Annotated in this window: 22 protein-coding genes; 7 read left to right on the top strand and 15 right to left on the bottom strand. The window is 65.5% G+C overall.

What is annotated here, in order from left to right:
- Nucleotides 1-1,113 carry an alanine dehydrogenase gene (gene ald / locus HMI58_RS12075; RefSeq protein WP_171584763.1) on the bottom strand — a complete coding sequence of 371 codons (1,113 nt, stop codon included), beginning with the start codon at nt 1,111-1,113 and terminating at the stop codon, nt 1-3.
- Nucleotides 1,114-1,392: 279 nt separating this feature from the next.
- On the opposite strand from ald, the gene HMI58_RS12080 reads away from it, so the two are divergent.
- Nucleotides 1,393-2,604 (top strand): helix-turn-helix domain-containing protein, encoded by a 1,212-nt coding sequence (locus HMI58_RS12080; RefSeq protein ID WP_171620080.1) that lies wholly within the window; start codon nt 1,393-1,395, stop codon nt 2,602-2,604.
- Between the two features lie 19 nt (nt 2,605-2,623).
- Here the strand turns inward: HMI58_RS12080 and HMI58_RS12085 are convergent, their stop codons facing one another.
- Nucleotides 2,624-3,025 (bottom strand): helix-turn-helix domain-containing protein, encoded by a 402-nt coding sequence (locus HMI58_RS12085; protein ID WP_171584761.1) that lies wholly within the window; start codon nt 3,023-3,025, stop codon nt 2,624-2,626.
- A 175-nt stretch (nt 3,026-3,200) separates the two neighbouring features.
- Between HMI58_RS12085 and HMI58_RS12090 the strand changes: the two genes are divergently transcribed.
- Nucleotides 3,201-3,467 (top strand): hypothetical protein, encoded by a 267-nt coding sequence (locus HMI58_RS12090; RefSeq protein WP_171584760.1) that lies wholly within the window; start codon nt 3,201-3,203, stop codon nt 3,465-3,467.
- A 15-nt stretch (nt 3,468-3,482) separates the two neighbouring features.
- Here HMI58_RS12090 and HMI58_RS12095 read toward each other — a convergent pair whose 3' ends face one another.
- Together HMI58_RS12095 and HMI58_RS12100 are read right to left on the bottom strand one after the other, a co-directional pair.
- On the bottom strand, nt 3,483-4,247 hold the full coding sequence (locus tag HMI58_RS12095; RefSeq protein ID WP_171620082.1) for an SDR family oxidoreductase: 765 nt from the start codon (nt 4,245-4,247) through the stop codon (nt 3,483-3,485).
- A 49-nt stretch (nt 4,248-4,296) separates the two neighbouring features.
- Complete coding sequence (locus HMI58_RS12100; protein ID WP_171620084.1) at nt 4,297-5,316, bottom strand: PHP domain-containing protein; 1,020 nt, start codon at nt 5,314-5,316, stop codon at nt 4,297-4,299.
- 91 nt (nt 5,317-5,407) lie between these two features.
- Here HMI58_RS12100 and HMI58_RS12105 point away from each other — a divergent pair, with 91 nt between their 5' ends.
- Nucleotides 5,408-5,773, top strand: coding sequence for a VOC family protein (locus tag HMI58_RS12105; protein WP_171620086.1), 366 nt, complete (start codon nt 5,408-5,410; stop codon nt 5,771-5,773).
- On the opposite strand, the gene HMI58_RS12110 is transcribed toward HMI58_RS12105, so the two are convergent.
- Nucleotides 5,770-6,399, bottom strand: coding sequence for a GNAT family N-acetyltransferase (locus HMI58_RS12110; RefSeq protein ID WP_205208138.1), 630 nt, complete (start codon nt 6,397-6,399; stop codon nt 5,770-5,772). The genes HMI58_RS12105 and HMI58_RS12110 overlap by 4 nt on opposite strands.
- 63 nt (nt 6,400-6,462) lie before the next feature.
- On the bottom strand, nt 6,463-7,224 hold the full coding sequence (locus HMI58_RS12115; RefSeq protein ID WP_171584757.1) for an IclR family transcriptional regulator: 762 nt from the start codon (nt 7,222-7,224) through the stop codon (nt 6,463-6,465).
- A gap of 246 nt (nt 7,225-7,470) precedes the next feature.
- On the opposite strand from HMI58_RS12115, the gene aceB reads away from it, so the two are divergent.
- Complete coding sequence (aceB, locus tag HMI58_RS12120; RefSeq protein WP_171584756.1) at nt 7,471-9,069, top strand: malate synthase A; 1,599 nt, start codon at nt 7,471-7,473, stop codon at nt 9,067-9,069.
- Nucleotides 9,070-9,144: 75 nt separating this feature from the next.
- Here the strand turns inward: aceB and HMI58_RS12125 are convergent, their stop codons facing one another.
- The 4 genes from HMI58_RS12125 to HMI58_RS12140 all read right to left on the bottom strand — a co-directional run bounded on the left by HMI58_RS12125 (nt 9,145) and on the right by HMI58_RS12140 (nt 13,046).
- Nucleotides 9,145-9,942, bottom strand: coding sequence for an ABC transporter permease (locus HMI58_RS12125; RefSeq protein ID WP_171620153.1), 798 nt, complete (start codon nt 9,940-9,942; stop codon nt 9,145-9,147).
- Nucleotides 9,943-9,991: 49 nt separating this feature from the next.
- A complete protein-coding gene (locus tag HMI58_RS12130; RefSeq protein WP_171620088.1) occupies nt 9,992-10,972 on the bottom strand; it encodes an ABC transporter ATP-binding protein in 981 nt (326 codons plus the stop codon).
- A complete protein-coding gene (locus HMI58_RS12135) occupies nt 10,969-12,144 on the bottom strand; it encodes a DUF2092 domain-containing protein (RefSeq protein ID WP_171584754.1) in 1,176 nt (391 codons plus the stop codon). The genes HMI58_RS12130 and HMI58_RS12135 overlap by 4 nt, the downstream gene beginning before the upstream one ends.
- A gap of 191 nt (nt 12,145-12,335) precedes the next feature.
- Nucleotides 12,336-13,046 (bottom strand): CHRD domain-containing protein, encoded by a 711-nt coding sequence (locus HMI58_RS12140; RefSeq protein ID WP_171584753.1) that lies wholly within the window; start codon nt 13,044-13,046, stop codon nt 12,336-12,338.
- 179 nt (nt 13,047-13,225) lie between these two features.
- On the opposite strand from HMI58_RS12140, the gene HMI58_RS12145 reads away from it, so the two are divergent.
- Nucleotides 13,226-13,765, top strand: coding sequence for a sigma-70 family RNA polymerase sigma factor (locus tag HMI58_RS12145; RefSeq protein ID WP_171584752.1), 540 nt, complete (start codon nt 13,226-13,228; stop codon nt 13,763-13,765).
- Complete coding sequence (locus HMI58_RS12150) at nt 13,762-14,547, top strand: hypothetical protein (RefSeq protein ID WP_171620090.1); 786 nt, start codon at nt 13,762-13,764, stop codon at nt 14,545-14,547. The genes HMI58_RS12145 and HMI58_RS12150 overlap by 4 nt, the downstream gene beginning before the upstream one ends.
- A gap of 41 nt (nt 14,548-14,588) precedes the next feature.
- Here the strand turns inward: HMI58_RS12150 and HMI58_RS12155 are convergent, their stop codons facing one another.
- From HMI58_RS12155 to HMI58_RS12170, 4 genes are all read right to left on the bottom strand, one after another.
- The gene (locus HMI58_RS12155) at nt 14,589-14,852 is read right to left on the bottom strand and encodes a hypothetical protein (protein ID WP_171584750.1); all 264 of its coding nucleotides are present in this window, start codon (nt 14,850-14,852) and stop codon (nt 14,589-14,591) included.
- Nucleotides 14,845-15,144, bottom strand: coding sequence for a hypothetical protein (locus HMI58_RS12160; protein WP_171584749.1), 300 nt, complete (start codon nt 15,142-15,144; stop codon nt 14,845-14,847). The genes HMI58_RS12155 and HMI58_RS12160 overlap by 8 nt, the downstream gene beginning before the upstream one ends.
- Nucleotides 15,141-15,395 (bottom strand): hypothetical protein, encoded by a 255-nt coding sequence (locus HMI58_RS12165; protein ID WP_171584748.1) that lies wholly within the window; start codon nt 15,393-15,395, stop codon nt 15,141-15,143. The genes HMI58_RS12160 and HMI58_RS12165 overlap by 4 nt, the downstream gene beginning before the upstream one ends.
- Nucleotides 15,396-15,501: 106 nt before the next feature.
- Nucleotides 15,502-16,143, bottom strand: coding sequence for an NUDIX hydrolase (locus HMI58_RS12170; RefSeq protein ID WP_171620092.1), 642 nt, complete (start codon nt 16,141-16,143; stop codon nt 15,502-15,504).
- Nucleotides 16,144-16,202: 59 nt separating this feature from the next.
- Here HMI58_RS12170 and HMI58_RS12175 point away from each other — a divergent pair, with 59 nt between their 5' ends.
- Nucleotides 16,203-17,006, top strand: a complete 804-nt coding sequence (locus HMI58_RS12175; RefSeq protein ID WP_171620094.1) for an MBL fold metallo-hydrolase — start codon at nt 16,203-16,205, stop codon at nt 17,004-17,006.
- A 1-nt stretch (nt 17,007) separates the two neighbouring features.
- Here the strand turns inward: HMI58_RS12175 and HMI58_RS12180 are convergent, their stop codons facing one another.
- Nucleotides 17,008-17,853 carry a hypothetical protein gene (locus HMI58_RS12180; protein WP_171620095.1) on the bottom strand — a complete coding sequence of 282 codons (846 nt, stop codon included), beginning with the start codon at nt 17,851-17,853 and terminating at the stop codon, nt 17,008-17,010.
- Nucleotides 17,854-17,916: the final 63 nt, after the last annotated feature.

Below are 17,916 nucleotides of genomic sequence, written 5' to 3' on the forward strand. Positions count from 1 at the left end.
CTAGACCAGGTCCCGCCAGTCAGCCGTCAGGGCCAGCCCATGGGCTTCGGAGACTGAGTGGTGAGCCACCTGTCCCGCAGCAATATTCAGTCCCTGGGCCAGTGCCGGATCCGCTTCGAAGGCGCCGCGCACGCCCCGGTTGGCCAGGGCCACCGCATAGCGCAGCGTGACGTTGGTCAGCGCGTAGGTTGAGGTGTTGGGCACCGCGCCGGGCATATTCCCCACGCAGTAGAACAACGAATTATGCACGGTGAAGGTCGGATCCTGGTGGGTGGTGACATGGGAATCCTCGAAGCATCCGCCCTGGTCGACGGCGATGTCGACCAGCACGCTCCCCGGCTTCATCCGCGAAACCATCTGATTGGTCACCAGCTTCGGAGCCCTGGCTCCGGGAATCAGCACTGATCCGATCACCAGGTCGGCGTCGAGAACGGCCCGCTCAATCTCGAACGCGTTCGAGGCAATCGTCTTGATCCGTCCGGCGTACAGCGCGTCGAGCTCGCGAAGCCGCCCGATGTTGATGTCCAGGACGGTGACCTCCGCTCCCGTTCCGACGGCCATCGCCGCGGCGTTCGTTCCGGCAACCCCGGCGCCGAGCACTACGACCTTCGCGGGGCGAACCCCGGGGACCCCGCCCAGCAGCAGACCCGGCCCACCCGCGGGGGCTGTCATCACCTGGGCACCCACCTGCACGGATAGGCGGCCGGCGACCTCGGACATGGGGGCGAGGAGCGGAAGGGAACGGCCGTCCTGCACGGTCTCGTAGGCGATGGCGGTGACGCCAGCATCCATCAGTGCCTGGGTCAGCTCCGGTTCGGCGGCGAGATGCAGGTAGGTGAAGAGGATCAGCCCGGCACGGAACCGATGGTATTCCTCGGTGATCGGCTCCTTGACCTTGAGCACCATGTCAGAGCGCGACCACAGTTCATCAGCCGAGGAGACAATCTCCGCGCCTGCGGCCACGTACTCTGCGTCGGTGATGTTTGAACCCGCCCCGGCGTCCTTCTCAACCAGGACCGTATGACCGGTCGTGCGGAACTCATGCACCCCGGAAGCGGTAATGGCTACGCGGAACTCATTGTTCTTGACTTCTTTTGGAACGCCGACGATCACGGGATTCTCCGTTCACTTTCGATGGTGCGGGTGAGGCCCTGTCGGACCTGCCCCTAGCCTACGGACGCCGCCCGCCACCTGGATAGGACAACCGGGCCCGGCTTCCGTCGCCGAGCCCGGGGCAGAGGGTCCGCGGCGACCGGGTTCGGCGTCAACCCGGCCATTACGAGGGTTGTGATCCAGTTCACTAGCACATGACCCTGCGGCACCGAAGTCGACAACTGTCGACCCTTTGCGCATCAATTGTCGTCTCCGGAGCGCCACCCGTAGCATGAAGCGATGCAGTCAGACGGAGTGGACGGGGCCGTCGAGGCCATTGCGGCGCGGTTGGGGCGGGGCCTGTCGCTGGAGGATCTGGACGGTGTGCTGCTGGCCTACAGCAGCCATCAGTCAGCGGCCGACCGGGTGCGCGTCAACTTTCTGCTCAGCAAGAAGGTGCCGGACGACGTCAGCCAGTGGCAATTGCAGCACGGCATTTCATCGGCTGTGCGCCCGGTGGTCCTTCCCGCCAACCCTTCTCTGGGGATGCTCGGCCGGGTGTGTGTTCCCCTGCTGGTCCGTGGATTCCGGGTGGGCTACCTGTGGGTGCAGCAGGAAGCGGAAGAAGAGTTGCCCGACGACATTCTGCGGCAGCTCCCGAAGGTACGCGGCGACCTGGACCACCTGGCGTCACTGCTTCTGGAGGGCAATACCGCTGCGTCGGAGCATCGAAAAAAGCGTGAGGCCACCTTTCTGGCCGCGTGCGACGGAACCGCAGCGGCCACTGACAACCTCGCGGGATGGGCTGAGCTCCACAACACGGCGCCCTGGCAGGTGGCGGTGCTGTTCGCGCGGACCGGCATCCCGGAACCTGCCGATCCGCAGGCAAGCCTGCTCACCCACCGCAGTGCCGCCCTCCAGGCAACTGTGGGGGTGGGTTCGGTGCTTTTCAGCGCCGGCACCCCGATGCTCGCGGTGCTTCTGCTCACCGGCGGGGTGGCGGGCGGCGATTGCACCGATATCCTGCGTCGGTATGACAGCGAGCACGCCAAACGCGAAGGCGACCGCGGCGGGGTAGCTCTACTGGGGCTCAGTGAGCAGTTCCTGGACCTGCGGGACCTCCCGAAGGCGTATGGTCAGGCCCGTCACGCCGTCCAGGCGTCGGCGGTCGACGAGGGGCTTGGCCCCGTGACCCACTACCGGGCCACCGGCAGTTATCAGTTCCTGGCGGCTGGCGGCTGGAAAGTTACTGCAGCCAACTCGGTGTACTTCGCAGAGATCGAGGAACATGACCGCAACGCCGAGCTGCTGCCGGTGCTGGAACTGCTGTACGACAAGAACGGCTCCGTCCAGGACGTTGCGTCACAGCTCCACCTGCACCGCAGCAGTGTGTACAACCGGCTGGCGCGCATCCGGGCCATTATCGGGGCCGACCCGCTCAACGGTCATGTGCGCCTGGAGCTTCATCTGGCGCTGAAAGCCAGGAAATGGGCCAGACGGCCTCGAATCTGACCAATACTTAAACTATTTTCTAATCCCGATCTTTATCGGCTGAATCGATTTTGGAGTCCCCTTTTTGGGTGGCAAGCCAGGCTGCCACATCCTGTGACCTAATCCGCCGGTGAGTGCCTCGATATTCCACTGGAATAACACCTGCATCAGTGAGATTCCGCAGGTAGGTATGTGAAATTCCGGCTGCCGCGGCGGCCTGGGAAGTGGTCAGGGTTTCGGCCGCAGACGTGACCGTGACGGCGTCGCCGTCGGCAAGCCTCCGCAGCAGATCGACCACCGCATCTCGGGCCTCCGCGGGCAGCCTCATCGCGGTGCCATCGACAAAGACTGTGACGTCTTCACGGTCGGTAAGTGCTCGGCGAAGGGTCGCAGCCTGGGCGGCGGGGAGGGCGGGTGTGGAAAGGGGAATCCGGGTTGGCATTCTCCTATTGTGCCAAGAACTACCGAAAGTGGAAGTTTCAACCGAATTCAATATGTTAGCGACGGCTAATTGATTCCCTTCCCTGTTTGGCCGGACAGGACTAGGGTGGGGTCACTCACAAGGGGATCTGCAAGAAAAATAGCTGCACAAACAGCTGGCTGGAGTGGTGATTTCGATGGCAACCTTCGATTCGTACAACCTCAATCAGGCTCGGACATCTACCGGAGCGGTCAGGGAACACGACCCAGGCTTGCCATGGTGTAGCGACTGCGACACCGATGAGTACCTCATCTATGAGGACTTTGTCCCGGCCAGGATCCCGGCGGGGGCCGACGAGTATATTGCGGCCTCAGTCAATTACTCCTGCTCGGTGTGCGGCAGGTTCAACGGACACGAGGTGCCGTCGTCCTGGAGCCCGCCGAACTGGTTCTGGTATACCTGAGACCCCGGCGGCCGGTCAGCCTCGCCCGACGAAGGGCATACCGCTGGCGGTGATCAGCAGGGACCCCACCGACGCCGATGCGGGCAGTTGCGCCATCAGAAGCACCGCCCGGGCCGCTTCCTCCACCGGGAACGTCGGTTCCGGGCGTCGGGAGCCATCCGCCTGCAGGGCTCCGCCGTTGACGCCGATGGTCTCCATGATCTGCGTGTGGGCGTTTCCAATGTCGATCTGTCCGCAGGTGATGCCGAACGGCCGGCCGTCCAGTTCGATCGACTTCGTCAGGCCGGTGATCGCGTGCTTGGTGGTGGTGTAGGCGACCGAGAGGGGCCGCGGCGCGTGCGCGGAGATTGACCCGTTGTTGATGATCCGTCCGCCCTGCGGCTGCTGGCTTTTCATGAGGCGGACTGCGGCGGCAGCGCACAGGAACGCTCCGGTCAGGTTGACCGCGAGGGTGTCCGCCCAGTCCGCGGGGGAGATCTCGTCGACCGCTCCGGCCGGCCCGAACACGCCTGCATTGTTGAAAAGCACGCCCAGCGAACCCAGCTCGGTGCGGACAAAATCGAACAAGCGCTCGACGTCGGCGGGCTCGGTCACATCGGTGGGGACAACGTGGGCGCGGGGGTGGTTGCCAGCGGTGGCCTCCAGCGCTTCCCGCCTCCTCCCCGCAAGGACGACGTCGAATCCTGCAGCCAGGAACTGCTGGGCGACGGCACGCCCAATCCCCGAGCCGGCGCCAGTCACCACCAGGGTCCGGGCGTGTGCGTTTGGTGCTGCTTTCATCAAGGTTCCCTGCTGTGGTGTCTGGTCTGGTCTGGCCGGCTTGGTCACCCTAGCCGCCCTGCAGCCAGCTGAGCAGCCGGCCCTGGGGCCAGGTGGTGATGATCCGGTCGGTGGGGACACCGTTCGCCTCGGCCCGCTCGGCTCCATACTGCAGGAAGTCCAGCTGGCCGGGTGCGTGGGCGTCGCTGTCGATGCTGAACAGGCATCCGGCGTCCAGGGCCATCCGGATCAGGTCATCGGGGGGATCCTGACGCTCGGGCCGCGAGTTGATCTCCACCGCTACATTGTTCTCGACGCAGGCGGCAAAGACCGCTGCGGCATCAAAGTCCGACGGCGGGCGCGTCCCCCGGGCTCCCTGAACGAGGCGGCCGGTGCAGTGTCCCAGGATGTTCGTCTGGGGCTGTCGTACACCGCCAAGCATCCGGCGGGTCATTGTGGCCGGGTCCGCGCGAAGCTTGGAGTGCACGCTGGCGACGACGACGTCGAGCCGGCCCAGCAGTTCGGGGGTCTGGTCGAGGGTGCCGTCCTCGAGGATATCGACCTCGATGCCGGCGAGGAGAGTGAACCCGTCGTCGCCGTCGTCGTTGAGCGCCGCAACCACCTCCAACTGCTCCTCGAGCCGTTCGGCGCTCAGCCCATTGGCGACGGTGAGGTTGGGCGAGTGGTCCGTCAGTGCGAGGTACTGGTGGCCGAGCGCGCGGGCGGCCTGCACCATGAGTGGGATAGGGCTGCCGCCGTCGGACCAGTTACTGTGGCTGTGCAGATCCCCGCGGAGTGCTTTTCTGAGCTCCTGGCCACCCGTCGCGAGGGGTTGGGTAGCGTGCTCACGGAGTTCCGCGAGATAGTCCGGAACCTGCCCGCCGACGGCCTGGGAGACGACCTCGAAAGTGCGTGCCCCAATGCCTTTCATCCGCTTGAGCCGGCCGTCCCTGGCTCTGGCTGCAATCTCGCTGGGGGAAAGCTCACCCAGGATGGTGGCTGCGTTGCGGAAGGCCTTGATTTTGAACGTGGGCGCGGTCTGGCGTTCGAGCCAGAAGGCAATTTCGTTGAGTGCTTCGACGGCATCCATACTTCACCTTACTTTCATCCCTGTGGGAACCGCCCCTGTGCGCCGAAACCGGCTAGGATCTGCACCAAAAGTTGCGACGAAAGGACGCACCATGCGGTTCACACTCACTGCCACGGTCCTGGATTCACCGGATGCCGTGGAGCTGGCGCGGTTCTATCAGCGGCTGATGGGTTGGGAAATGCGGATCGAGGAGTCCGACTGGGTGATCCTGTCGGCACCCGACGGCGGCGCGGGACTGTCCTTTCAGACCGAAACCAACTATGTGCGGCCGGTCTGGCCGGCGGGGCCGACGGATCCGCCGATGATGATGCACCTGGACATCCAGGTTGATGACCTCGACGATGCGGGCGCACACGCGGTGGCCCTGGGCGCCTCCCTCGCGGAGTTCCAGCCGCAGGACGATGTGCGGGTCTATCTCGACCCGGCGGGCCATCCGTTCTGCCTCTTCGTTGACTAAACCGGGCCGGTCCCGGCTCCTTCGATGACCGGCTGCAGATCAAGGCGCATCAGCCACCGGGGCAAACCACCGCTGCGTGCGTCGGTCTTGAGGATGCGCCTGAACCCGGCACCTTCAAACATGCCGGTGGTCCCGACGAACGCAAGGGTAGGGCTGATGCGCGAGCCCTCGGGATCGATCGGGTAGGCCTCCAGCGCGGGAGCCCCGCTCGCCCTGGCGTAGTCAATCACCCCCGTCAGGAGCGCGTGCCCGATCCCCTGGCGGCGGTGGCCCGTCTTCACCACGAAGCACACGACGCTCCACACGGGAACTTCGTCCACCTTCGGGATGGTGCGGGAGCGCACCAGGCGTTCCATCCCGGACCGGGGCCCCATTCCACACCAGCCGACGGGCTCCCCTCCCAGATAGGCGACGACGCCCGGTGGTGGGGTGTCGCGGCAGAGCTCCCGCAATCGCTCGGGTTGCTGTGCCGGAGTCAGGGAGTTGAATTCGCCGGAGGTCAGTCGGAAGGCCAGGCACCAGCAGGCTGACGCATCATCCCGGCGTGGGCGCAGCAGGGAGGCGACGTCGTCGAACCGTTCAACCGTGGCGGGGTGCACCTCAATGTTGATGCCACCAGTGTCCATGCCGAGGATGATACTCCCGGCCGGATTTCCCTGGTACCGGGACGCGGTGGGCCTCGATCCGGGTCAGGAGGTGAGGTTGAGTTCTTCGGCAATGGAGCGGACCGCTTCGCGCAGCAGGGGCACTGCCTTCTCGGCAAAATGCTCATCAACGCGGGAGACCGGCCCGGACACGGAGATGGCGCTCGGTGTCGGAGCGTTGGGCACAGCCATCGCGAAACACCTGACACCGAGTTCCTGCTCCTGCTCATCGATCGAGTAGCCGCGCTCGCGGATGAGGTCCAGTTCGGCGAGCAGCTCGTCGATGGTCTTGAGACTTTTTTCGGTGGGGGTGGGCATCCCGGCCCGGGCAACGATGCTCCGGACGGCGTCGTTGCTCAGCTGCGCCAGGATTGCCTTCCCGACGCCGGTGTCATGGGTGTGGGCGCGACGGCCCACCTCGGTGAACATGCGCATGGAGTGCGGTGAGGGCACCTGCGCAATGTAGATGACCATGTCCGAGTCCAGGACCGCCATGTTGGAGGTTTCGCCCAGGCTGTCGACGAGGTGTTTCAGCTGCGGGCGTGCGAGGGCGCCGAGCTGTTTGTTGGCCCCTTCACCAAGCCGGATGAGGCGGGGCCCCAGCGCGTACCGGCGGTTAGGGAGCTGACGGGCATATCCCTTGGTGACCAGGGTTCGCAGCAGGCGATGGATGGTCGGCAGGGGAAGGTCGGTGGAGGAGGAGAGTTCACTGAGGGAGACCTCACCGCCGGCGTCCGTAATGAGTTCGAGCAGTTCGAAGACCCGCTCGACGGACTGCACGCCGCCACCAGCCGCTTTCTCGGCCATGTAACACTCCCAGCTCTCGGGCTTCCATCAGCAGGCTTGACTCGCGAGGTGGAAACTTTTGTCAGACTATCCTATTTTCCACTGAGTGGAATCAGTAATCCAATCCGGGTTGCGATTCCATCTGTCAGATAATAATATCCATAATATGAAATCGGGACGTGAGAGTGTTTGCGTTGCACCTTCCCTCACCATCGTGCCAGCAGCGGCTCCCGCCTTCCCGGCGGGCAAACGACAGGAGCTCAGTACATGACTATCGAACCCAGGCACCCACTCCCAGTTGATCGGGCAGACACCATCCTTACGCCCGAGGCGCTCACCTTCCTCGAAGAGCTGCACCAGCGTTTCCGTGGAACCCGCGACGAGCGGCTGGCGGCACGGAACGGTCGCCGCGAAGAGGCCGCTGCGACCGGCCGGCTGGATTTCCTCCCCGAGACGCAGGAGGTTCGCGCCGGTGACTGGACCGTCGCCGGTGCCCCGCCGCAACTGCAGGACCGGCGCGTTGAGATGACCGGACCAGCATCCCCCGCCAAGATGGCCATCAACGCACTGAACTCGGGCGCCAAGGTGTGGCTCGCTGACCTTGAGGACGCGTCGGCGCCGACCTGGCACAACGTGATCGACTCCCAGCTGAACCTCTTCGACGCCGCACGCGGGCAGCTCAGCTACACCTCGCCCGAAGGCAAGGAATACGCGTTGCGCACTGACGCGCCCCTCGCCGTCGTCGTCGCCCGCCCCCGTGGTTGGCACCTGCCAGAGAAGAACATCACCATCGACGGCGAACCGGCTGTCGGTGCGCTGGTGGACTTCGGGCTGCACTTCTTCCACAACGCCAAGCACCTGCTCGAGAACGGCAGCGGCCCCTACTACTACCTGCCGAAGCTCGAAAGCCACCTCGAGGCACGGCTCTGGAATGATGTCTTCGTGTTCGCACAGGACTACGTGGGCGTGCCCCAGGGGTCGGTCCGGGCGACCGTGCTGATTGAGACCATCCCGGCCGCGTTCGAGATGGACGAGATCCTGTTTGAGCTGAAGGACCACGCCTCGGGCCTGAACGCCGGGCGCTGGGATTACCTGTTCAGCATTATCAAGTACTTCCGTGATGGCGGTAGCGAGTTCGTGCTGCCGGATCGCGCCAGTGTGTCGATGACCGCCCCATTTATGCGCGCCTACACGGAACTGCTGGTCAAGACCTGCCACCGCCGGGGAGCCTTTGCCATGGGCGGCATGGCAGCGTTCATCCCCAACCGCCGCGAGCCCGCCGTCACCGAACAGGCCTTCGCCAAGGTAAAGGCAGACAAGGAGCGCGAAGCGACCGACGGCTTCGACGGCTCCTGGGTGGCCCACCCGGACATGGTGCCCTTGTGCAAGGAGGTCTTCGACGGTGTCCTGGGGGAGCGCCCGAACCAGATCGACCGGCAGCGTCCTGAGGTGGAGGTGACCGCCGCGCAGCTTCTGGACGTCGCCTCAGCGGAAGGGGACGTGACCGAGGCCGGGATGCATGCCAACCTCTATGTCGCGGTCGCCTATGTGGCGGTGTGGCTCTCCGGTAACGGTGCAGTGGCGATCCACAACCTGATGGAGGACGCAGCAACGGCGGAGATCTCGCGGTCCCAGGTCTGGCAGCAGATCCGCAACAAGGTGCAGCTGACCGACACCGGAAACACAGTGACCCCCGAACTGGTCACCGACATCCTCGCCGAAGAGACCGAACGGCTCCGCGGCGAGGTGGGCGAGGAGGCGTTCACCCGGTTCTACGAGCCGGCGAGCCGTCTCATCGCCGACATCTGCATCTCCGAGGAGTACACGGACTTCCTCACCCTGCCCGCCTACGAGCTGGTGGACTGACCTTCCACGCCAAGGAGGCGGCGCGGGCAGCATCATTGCTGCTGGTGCCGCCTCTTTCGTGTGCCGTGGGGTTGTTCAGGCCAGGACGTCACGAGTGGTGAACCGGCCGTAGGCGAGGGCACCGAAGACCAGCACGTAGCCCGACTGGAGGAGGGCGTTCGCAGCGAACGACGACCATTCGATCGGCTGCCGAAGCAGGTCCGCGAACCCGAACCAGTACTGGCTCAGAAGCCAGGGGTGCAGCCATTCCAGCTGGGGAAGCTGGCCCAGCACCTGGGAGACAACGGAGATCACCACGGTCGCGGCCATCGCCCCCACCGGCACATCGGTGAGCGTGGAGATGAACAGGCCGACGGCGCACAATCCGGTCAGGGAAACCGTGACGTAAGCGCAGATCAGAGCTGACCGCAGGAGTGATTCCGCGACGCCGACGGTGTCCCCGGAGAGCAGGGTGACGGGGCCCACCGGGAACAGTGCGGCACCGATGAGGGTGCCCGCTAGGACGACGGCGAGGGTTGCCGCGAGACAGAACACCACCGCCCCAGTGAACTTGACCAGCAGGAGCCGCCCGCGGCCCACCGGCGCGACCAGGAGGTAGCGCAGGGTGCCGGTACTGGCTTCGCCGGCGACGGTGTCCCCCGCCACCACACCCACGGTAAGGGGCAGGAAGAGGGGGATGGCCACGGTGATGGCCGCTACCGCGACAAAGAGCCCGTTCTGGGTGATCTGGTCAAGGAAGGCTGGCCCCCGGCCGCTGGGTGGGCCGGAGGTCAGCCGCACCGCCACGGCAATCAGGACGGGAATCGCCGCGAGGGCAAGCAGCAGCGCCCAGGTCCGTCGGCGTCGGAAGAGGAGGGTCAGCTCGGATGCCAGAAAAACCAGCCCGGAGGCCGGTCTCTGCTCGGCGTTGCGCGCTCCCGTGTCACTGGACAACGTCGAACCCCTCTCCGGTCAGCGCCACGAAGAGTTCTTCGAGCCCCATCTGATCGACGGTGAACCCGGTCACCCGGACCCCGGCGGCAACCAGTGCGGCGACGATGGTGTGTGGCGCGATCTGGTCCGGGAGCGGTGCGCTGACCGCTTCAATCCCCGCGTGCGGTGTGTAGTGGACCGGCGTGGACAGTTGTGGGAGCAACCCCAGGCGTGTCAGGACTGCGAGGCAGCCGTCGGGGTCGGGCGTGAGCACTTCCACCCGGGTCTGCCCGGCGTCCCGCAGCTCACTCAGCGACCCCTGCGCGACCAGCCGTCCCGCTCGGAGGACCGCCACATGCGAGCAAATCTGTTCCACCTCCGCCAGCAGGTGACTCGATACGAAGACGGTGGTCCCCTCAGCGGTCAGCGAGTGCACCAGGTGGCGCACCTCGCGGGTGCCCTGTGGGTCAAGACCATTGGTGGGTTCGTCGAGCACGATCAGATCCCGGTGGGTGAGGAGCGCATTGGCGATGCCCAGGCGTTGCTTCATCCCCAGCGAATACGCGCCCACCTTTTTGTCCGCCGCCTGCGACAGCCCCACCCGTTCAAGGGCGCGGTCGGTCCGGGCGCGGCGGGTCGACGAATCGACAAAGCGGTCGGCTGCGTCGAGACGATGCAGGTTGGCTCGCCCCGACAGGAACGGGTAAAAGCCCGGGCCCTCCACGAGCGCACCTACCCGGGGGAGAACCTCGGGCAGGTGTTTGGGAATGCTGCGCCCCAGCACCTCCACCTCACCCGAGGTTGCGGTGGCCAGCCCCAACAGGATCCGGATGGTGGTGGTTTTCCCCGACCCATTGGGTCCGAGGAAACCGAAAACTGACCCTCGTGGGACGGTGAGGTCGATGCCGTCCAGAACGTTCTGCCCACCGAATCGTTTGGTGAGCCCGCGGGTCTGAACGACCGGACCCTCCAGCAGGGTTGGATCGCTCACTCGCCGTCGGCAACTGCCTGGAGCCGGTCGGCGGGAACCGACCCGACCAGGACCCTCCCGTCGTCGGTAAGCAGGATGTTCAGCAGGCGGGTCTGCAGGAGGCGCCCGGCCTCCACCGGAGTGCTCAGCTGGTCGATCATACCGGTCAGCTCGCCGGCGTTCGCCGGGAAGTCTCCTGCCGGGAACTCCAGCACTGTCCCCCAGCCGGTCCCGGTGACGGTGGGCTTAGAAGAGTTCTCCGCCGGGTCGTTCGAGGGATCCCCATCGTGCGATTCCGCCGTACCGGGGTCGCCCTCCCGGGCGTGATCAGGCGCCTCGGTGACGGTTGCCCCGGCGGGCGGGGTGAAGTCAAAGATCCCGGCAGGTGGGGCGTCAAAACTGATATCGGTGTAGGCGACGCTGAACGCTGGCTCGGAACTGTCAGCCGCAGCGACGCTGACCGCCAGCGGAAGGCCGGTGTCGCCGTCAACATCGACGGTGATGGAGGCGATGAGGGTGTCATCAGCGCGGGGTGTCAGGATCAGCTGGTATGCCGCACGGCCTGCCACAGACCGGTCGGGTCCGACCGAAACCTCAGTGGTCGGGTCCGCCTTCTCCAGGAACTGCGCCGCCAGCTGGTCCGGAGTCGGAACGTCCGGAAGGCCTTCGAGATAATCGATGTCCTCACTGGTGAGCGTCCGGTCAGGGAGCGTGGCGTGGACCGCCGCGTTGTCTTCGGAGTCGTAGAACCAGAGGTCGGTGCCATTGAGGATGACATTTCGCTCGGCCATGTCGTCGAGCACCTGAATGCGGGCCTGCGACGGGCCCGCCAGGTAGACGCGGGCGGTGTGAGGGGCGGTGAGCAGCTCCAGGACTGAGGCCCCGGGGGTTGAGGGTGTGTCGGCGTCGGATGTGGCGCCGGGCGCAGCGTTGGCGCCGCCCGTGGTTCCGTTCGCGCTGCCGCCAGCCCCACCCAGAAGGGACAGATCGGGAAGCCCGAGATCGGAGGTCTGCTCGATGGTGCCGGAGAGAGTGTCAACCGAATGGCTGGTCGCCAGTTCAAGGACTTCGACAGCAGTCAGATCCGGGAGGTCAACTGCGGCGTTCGCGGTGAGCGGGACAACCAGAGCCCCCGCCCCGACGACGGCGGTGATCGCGACGGCCGGTGCCCAGTTTCGCCAGGTACGATTCATGGTCCATCTCCCTGATTCAGCTCATGCGGGTATACCTGGACGGTACTCCCATTTCCTGAGAATTCGATCTGAGTTTCCCCATGCCATTAGCCCATGGGGGGGAGCACGGACGCGGTGCCCCGCGGGACTGCGGCGCCCCGCAGGACCCCAGCATCCCGCGGGACACCGACCCATTCCTGGGCGGCGCCTGGTTAGGCAGTCCGTGCGCGGGACCGTGCCACCATGACCGCACCGAGCGCGACGGCGCCAACAGCACCGAGTGTCAGGGGCAGTGTTGCGCCCGTTTCCTCGGCAGGGCTCATCGCCACGCCGGTGTCAGCACCGCCGGCTGGCAGCAGGGTCAGCTGACCGCGGACTGCACCGGGAACGTAGGTGGAGGTGTGGGTATCCGCTGAGAATCCGGCGGGGTTGGCCTCGATCTCCTTCAGGGAGAACCCTTCCCCGGTGTCGACGCCGTCGTCGCCCTCAAGTCCGGTGGTGAACGGGCCCTGGAGGCAGCCGGAGCTTGTCAGGACGCCATCACCCTCCGGGTTGGGGAAGGCGAGCCGTGGGGGTCCACTCTCACCGGCGACCGCTTCGTGGATGTGGGTGGCAGTCTTCGCGCCGCTCTCGTAGGGAGGGGTCACGCCGTTGAGCGTGATGTCGTAGCAGATGATCTCCGAATCGGAGTTGATCATGAAGTTGAACGTGCCCATCGCCCCGGGTTCGCCGGGTGCCAACGCGCCGTCGGGTCCAACTACCTGATCAGGGGTGGCCGCGACCGTGTACGAGCTGGTGAAGCTGTCGGGGCGGTCGACCACAGTTTCCGCCGCTGCTGGTGCTGCGCCGGCAACCGCCAGCAACGCCACCGCGCCGGTCGCTCCCGCTACAGCGGCAAATCGTGCCTTCTTTGTCGTCTTCATGGTGTCCCTTTCGGTGCGCGGCGCCGCGGGTCGGTGCCAACGTACGAAGGTATACTCGCCACTGCGGCCAAACGTTCATCACAACTTTTCTGGCGCTACCGGTGAACGCCCGACACCTCACAGCAGTACCCCCTTCCGAGGTAGAGGTTGGTGAACGGGTGGAAGCGACGCTTCGGACGATGAGCGAAGAGAGGGTGGTCGGCCTGTTCAGGCAATCTGCGGGTGTTTTCGACGTGCACCAGGCGTTCGCCGAGCATGCGCGGGCCATTTATGGATTCGCGCTCAACAGCACCCGCGACTCGACCATCGCCGAAGACTGCGTCCAGGAGACGTTCGTGCGAGCATGGCGGGCGCGGGATCGCTACCACTCCGAGCGTGGGTCGGAACGGACCTGGCTGTTTGCGATCGCCCGCAACGTGGTGATCGACGAGATCAAAGCCCGGGCCCGCCGCCCCACTCCCACCACGAATGAGTTGATGGAAGTCGATGCCCCCGCCGTCGCAGTGGTGGAAACAGTTGACGACCGGATTGTGTTGTCGGGCGGCCTGGCCAGGTTGAGCCCCGAGCACCGCGACATCATTGTGGCGGTCCATCTCAATGGCATGACCTATCAGCAACTGCACGAGACCAGCGGTGTCCCGGTAGGGACGCTGCGCACACGGATGTACTACGGACTGAAAGCGCTCCGCGAGATTCTGGGAGAGGAGGAGGAGAAGTGACCGAAGAACCAATGAGTCGACGCGACCGTCTGATCGCCGCTGCCCTGGCCGGTGACCTCAGTGGCGAGGAGCAACGCGAGTTTGATCTTGCCTGCGCTGCCGATCCCGGGATGCTCACTGAATACCGTGCACTGCGGGAGGTTTCCGACCGGCTCGCGCAATCCGGCCTCGACTGGGAGGAGCCCGATCTCCCTCCCGGGTTGGCCAGTCGCGTCTTCGCAGCCACCTCCGGCGATTCCACTGATCATGCGGTGCCCACTCGGCCATCGACCACCGCCGATCCTCAACTGATTGGCAGTCGTCCTGCTGGTCGGCGACTTGGCGGTACTCGCCCCACCAACGGCCGCCGTGCCCCCCGGTCCCGGGTGGCGTTCCTCGGGCTCGCAGCAGCAGGACTGCTCATTCTGGGTGGGCTGGGTGGTTCAGCAGTCTCCGCCCTGCTGCAGGCGCCCCCGGAGGGCCCGCCCGGGGCCCTCGGCGCTGTCGAGGAAGTCACCTTCCCGACGATTCCGGATGGGACCTCCTTCGACGCCGCACTGGTCGCCCATACCTGGGGGACCGAAACGGTTCTGGAGGTTGATGGTCTGGCCGAAGGCGAGATCTTCGAAGTCATCCTGGTCAGCGAAGACGGTGCGGAACTGACCTCGGGGACGTTCTTCGGAGCGGAACAGACCATTACCTGCCGAATGAACGCAGCCCTGATGCGGGAGGACGTTTCCCAACTGCAGATCCGCGATGCGTCAGGAAGCGTCGTGGTGTCCTCCAGCGTCCCCGACGTCTAGCGCCCGTTGGTGCGCACCGCTCCGAGGGGGGATGGCAGAACCTAGGTCGTCCGGCGTCGTGACCCGAACAGATAGCCCAGCACGGCCGCGCCGATGCCGATCCCGCCAGCGAGCAACGCGACACCGAGCGGCCGGATGGCCAGCCCGCCTCCACTGGACGTAGAGAAACCGTCACCAAGGGAGGTGGTGTCGGCCGGAATCAGTCCAGGCACTATCGCAATGAGTGTCCCCACCACTACCAGCCCGACACCGAGCAGCAGGACCATCAAAGGCTGACTGATACGGGGGCGTTTTGCCTCACTCATGGCCGGCGGCCTTCCGTCCCAGCCGCCACCCGGCGGCCGTTGCACTCACCATCAGTCCACCGACCAGCAGCACCCCGCCCCACACGGCACGCCGATCAGGAACCCACGATCCGCCGTCGACCGCGAGGACCAGGTCTGACGAGTAGGCGATGCTCACCGCGCCATCTTGGGTCGTTGGGAAGACCGGCGCGATCGGGTAGGTGCCGAGCAACAGTGACACCCCTCCGAGGATCAGCACAGCCGAAAGGACGAGGAGCCACACGGCCACCGGACGGATGGTGAATGAGTTCATTGCGTCCGCCGGCCGCGAAGGTATCCCAGCGATCCGGTAATGACGATCAGCCCCAACGATGCCAGGCCGATACCGAACATTTCCCTCGCTGTAGGGCCGGGCAGGAACACTGCATCAGCCAGGGGCGCATAGGCAAACCAGCCAAACTCCCGCGATGGTTGAGTCGCCGCGGCGGTGATCACCAGGGCCAGTCCGACGACGGCGGCACCTAGTCCGGCCGTGAACCACCGGTGTGTGCGGATCCAGTTCATTGATTTCCCCCATCAACGCGCCACCTCAGGCGGCGACCTTCTTCAGAGAGTACTGCCTCCACCCCAATATCGGGGAGAGTGCAGACAAGTACCTGCGTGTGGACCCCTAGAGCGTTCCCACCGGCGTAATGCGGCGGGGTGCCCGCAGGACCGGTTCAAGTGCCTGTGGCAGGGTCCCAGGGAGATCGGCCAACTCCTGCAGCAGCGCTTCGGTGGGCCGCATCAGCTCCAGTGTCCCCGCAGCAGCACCCGCCAGAATGCTCCTCACCGGGGACCAGTGGGACGAATCCGCCTCAGTGGTCTGATGCTGGGGAGCCAGGGTGGGCGCAAGCACGGTCAGGTAGAAGTACGTGTCGAAACGTTTGCCGTAACTGGCGGGCGTGATCCAGTTGGCCCAGGGCGTCAGGTCCCGCGGGGACAGAATAGCCCCGGTCTCTTCCCGCACCTCCCGGACCGCTGCCGCCAACAGCACTCCCGCCCCGGCAGCGGGGTCGGCGTTCCGACCGGCAGCGATACTGGTCTCTGCCCAGCACCGTGCATGGGCCGACAGGAGCGACGACGGCGCGGGCCGGGACTGTGCGGTGACGCGGTCGACGTCGTCCACCCGGCCGCCGGGAAACACCACCGCACCGGCGGCGAAATCCATGGTGCGGGAGCGGTTCTGGATGAAGATCTCCTCCCCACGCACCATCAGGACGCTGACGGCCAGCCGTGGAACTGTCGGTGTGCCGCGGGACGAACTGCTCATGCTGCGCACTCTATCCGACCGGGCAGCCAAGGGCAGGAACACCTCGCTAGGGTAGACGCATGCCCAACCCCACAACACCCGGCCTGGTTTCCAGCAGTCCGCAGACCCGCTACCGGCTGGCACCCAACCCCGGTCCCATGAGTCTGGAGGGCACCAACTCCTATCTCATCGCGGCGGCAGCGGCAGATCACCTGACCGAGCGGCCCGCTGTCGTGGTCGATCCGGGCCCGCTGGACGATGACCATCTCGCTGCGCTCGCCGGGACCGGTCCAGTGGAGCTGGTCCTGATCACGCACCGGCACTCCGATCACACTGCGGCGGGTGACCGCTTCCATCACCTGACTGGTGCACCGGTGCGGGCGCTGGACCTCGCTCACTGCCATGGTGGGCCCCCGCTGGTCGATGGCGAGGAGATCCTCGCCGCCGGTGTGCGCATCCGGGTGCTTGCCACTCCGGGGCACACCTCCGACTCGGTGTGTTTTGTCCTTCCCGACGACGGCGACGCCGGGTCCATCCTGACAGGTGACACGATCCTGGGCCGGGGGACCACCATCATTGATTATCCCGACGGCCGCCTTGGGCCCTATCTGGCCTCCCTGGAGCGGCTCGGCGGGTTGGGCCCTGCCGCTGTGCTTCCGGGCCACGGGCCGATGCTCCCGGATCTTGCCGCGATCTCGCGGGCGTACCTACTGCACCGACGGGAGCGGCTGGACCAGGTCCGTGCCGCCCTGACAGCAATCGGGACTGAAGCCTCGGTGCAGCAGGTCACCGACCTGGTCTATGCGGACATCGACCGCTCGGTGCGGCGCGCCGCGGAGGCCTCGGTTGCCGCCCAGCTGGACTACCTCCGGACCGCTAGCTAGGTCACGCCCGGGTAGCGCGTTTCCGACGTCGCGGCTGATCGGGGAGGCGTTCGGCCATGCGGTAGGCGGTGCCTCCGTCCACCAGTCGGTACTCCAGCAGGTGCAGCAGGGAGGCGAGGCACAGCGCCACCCCGGCCATTTCCAGCGTTTCCTCGACAAGCACCATGAGGAAGAAGTGCCAGGTCATGCCATTCGCGTCCAACCAGTAGCCGCCAAGGGTTTCGACAACAACAGCGCCGGTGACGAAGGTGGCACCGGCAAGAATGATGCCGTTGCGGACGGACGAGGGAAGGGACAGAACGAGTCGGAGCAGGAGAAGAACCAGCACTGCGGCGATCGCGATCCCGGGAATCACCCAGGTGAAGCCCACCTCGAAAGGCAGCAACAGGGCGATGCGTCCACCGATCAGATCCAGCCGCTCGTGGAGCTCGAGTGTCTCGTCGAGGGAGAAGAAGACGCAGACGCTGGCGAACAGCCACCAGGACTTCCGGAATCTCGACGCCTTCCGCGCGAAGTACCCAGCCACCACCCCGGTAAGGATCCAGAGCCCGGCACTGAACCAGGTGGGCACGTTGATTTCCCTGCCCACATCGAAGAAGTAGAACCAAAAATGGATCCGGTCGAAGTTCTCGGGGGTCGACCGGTGGATGGCGAGCCAGAGCACGCCGCTGAGGAAACTCAGGAAGGCCACGGGGGTGGCGAGGATCAGCACCGATTTGATGAGCCGGATGCGGACCCACTCATTGTCCAGCGACGTGTCTGCCGTCGGGGCGGTGCTGGCAGAGACGTCTCTGGCAGCCGGTTCATCCATCTCGAGGGGTTCAGCCCTGTCCAAGGAACTACTCATAGCTTCCTTCCGCTCCTGTAATACGCTGTGTTGCGCCATTGCCAGCGTAATAAAGCTGGATGA

The sequence above is a fragment of the Arthrobacter sp. 147(2020) genome, assembly GCF_013116715.1.
Taxonomy (GTDB): Bacteria; Actinomycetota; Actinomycetes; order Actinomycetales; family Micrococcaceae; genus Arthrobacter_D.

Bases quoted from the DNA above. Each gene is read 5' to 3' on its own strand.
- HMI58_RS12080 (WP_171620080.1), top strand. From the start codon at position 1,393: ATGCAGTCAGACGGAGTGGACGGGGCCGTCGAGGCCATTGCGGCGCGG.
- HMI58_RS12085 (WP_171584761.1), bottom strand. From the start codon at position 3,025: ATGCCAACCCGGATTCCCCTTTCCACACCCGCCCTCCCCGCCGCCCAG.
- HMI58_RS12090 (WP_171584760.1), top strand. From the start codon at position 3,201: ATGGCAACCTTCGATTCGTACAACCTCAATCAGGCTCGGACATCTACC.
- HMI58_RS12095 (WP_171620082.1), bottom strand. From the start codon at position 4,247: ATGAAAGCAGCACCAAACGCACACGCCCGGACCCTGGTGGTGACTGGC.
- HMI58_RS12100 (WP_171620084.1), bottom strand. From the start codon at position 5,316: ATGGATGCCGTCGAAGCACTCAACGAAATTGCCTTCTGGCTCGAACGC.
- HMI58_RS12105 (WP_171620086.1), top strand. From the start codon at position 5,408: ATGCGGTTCACACTCACTGCCACGGTCCTGGATTCACCGGATGCCGTG.
- HMI58_RS12110 (WP_205208138.1), bottom strand. From the start codon at position 6,399: ATGGACACTGGTGGCATCAACATTGAGGTGCACCCCGCCACGGTTGAA.
- HMI58_RS12115 (WP_171584757.1), bottom strand. From the start codon at position 7,224: ATGGCCGAGAAAGCGGCTGGTGGCGGCGTGCAGTCCGTCGAGCGGGTC.
- aceB (WP_171584756.1), top strand. From the start codon at position 7,471: ATGACTATCGAACCCAGGCACCCACTCCCAGTTGATCGGGCAGACACC.
- HMI58_RS12135 (WP_171584754.1), bottom strand. From the start codon at position 12,144: ATGAATCGTACCTGGCGAAACTGGGCACCGGCCGTCGCGATCACCGCC.
- HMI58_RS12140 (WP_171584753.1), bottom strand. From the start codon at position 13,046: ATGAAGACGACAAAGAAGGCACGATTTGCCGCTGTAGCGGGAGCGACC.
- HMI58_RS12145 (WP_171584752.1), top strand. From the start codon at position 13,226: ATGAGCGAAGAGAGGGTGGTCGGCCTGTTCAGGCAATCTGCGGGTGTT.
- HMI58_RS12155 (WP_171584750.1), bottom strand. From the start codon at position 14,852: ATGAGTGAGGCAAAACGCCCCCGTATCAGTCAGCCTTTGATGGTCCTG.
- HMI58_RS12160 (WP_171584749.1), bottom strand. From the start codon at position 15,144: ATGAACTCATTCACCATCCGTCCGGTGGCCGTGTGGCTCCTCGTCCTT.
- HMI58_RS12165 (WP_171584748.1), bottom strand. From the start codon at position 15,395: ATGAACTGGATCCGCACACACCGGTGGTTCACGGCCGGACTAGGTGCC.
- HMI58_RS12170 (WP_171620092.1), bottom strand. From the start codon at position 16,143: ATGAGCAGTTCGTCCCGCGGCACACCGACAGTTCCACGGCTGGCCGTC.
- HMI58_RS12175 (WP_171620094.1), top strand. From the start codon at position 16,203: ATGCCCAACCCCACAACACCCGGCCTGGTTTCCAGCAGTCCGCAGACC.
- HMI58_RS12180 (WP_171620095.1), bottom strand. From the start codon at position 17,853: ATGAGTAGTTCCTTGGACAGGGCTGAACCCCTCGAGATGGATGAACCG.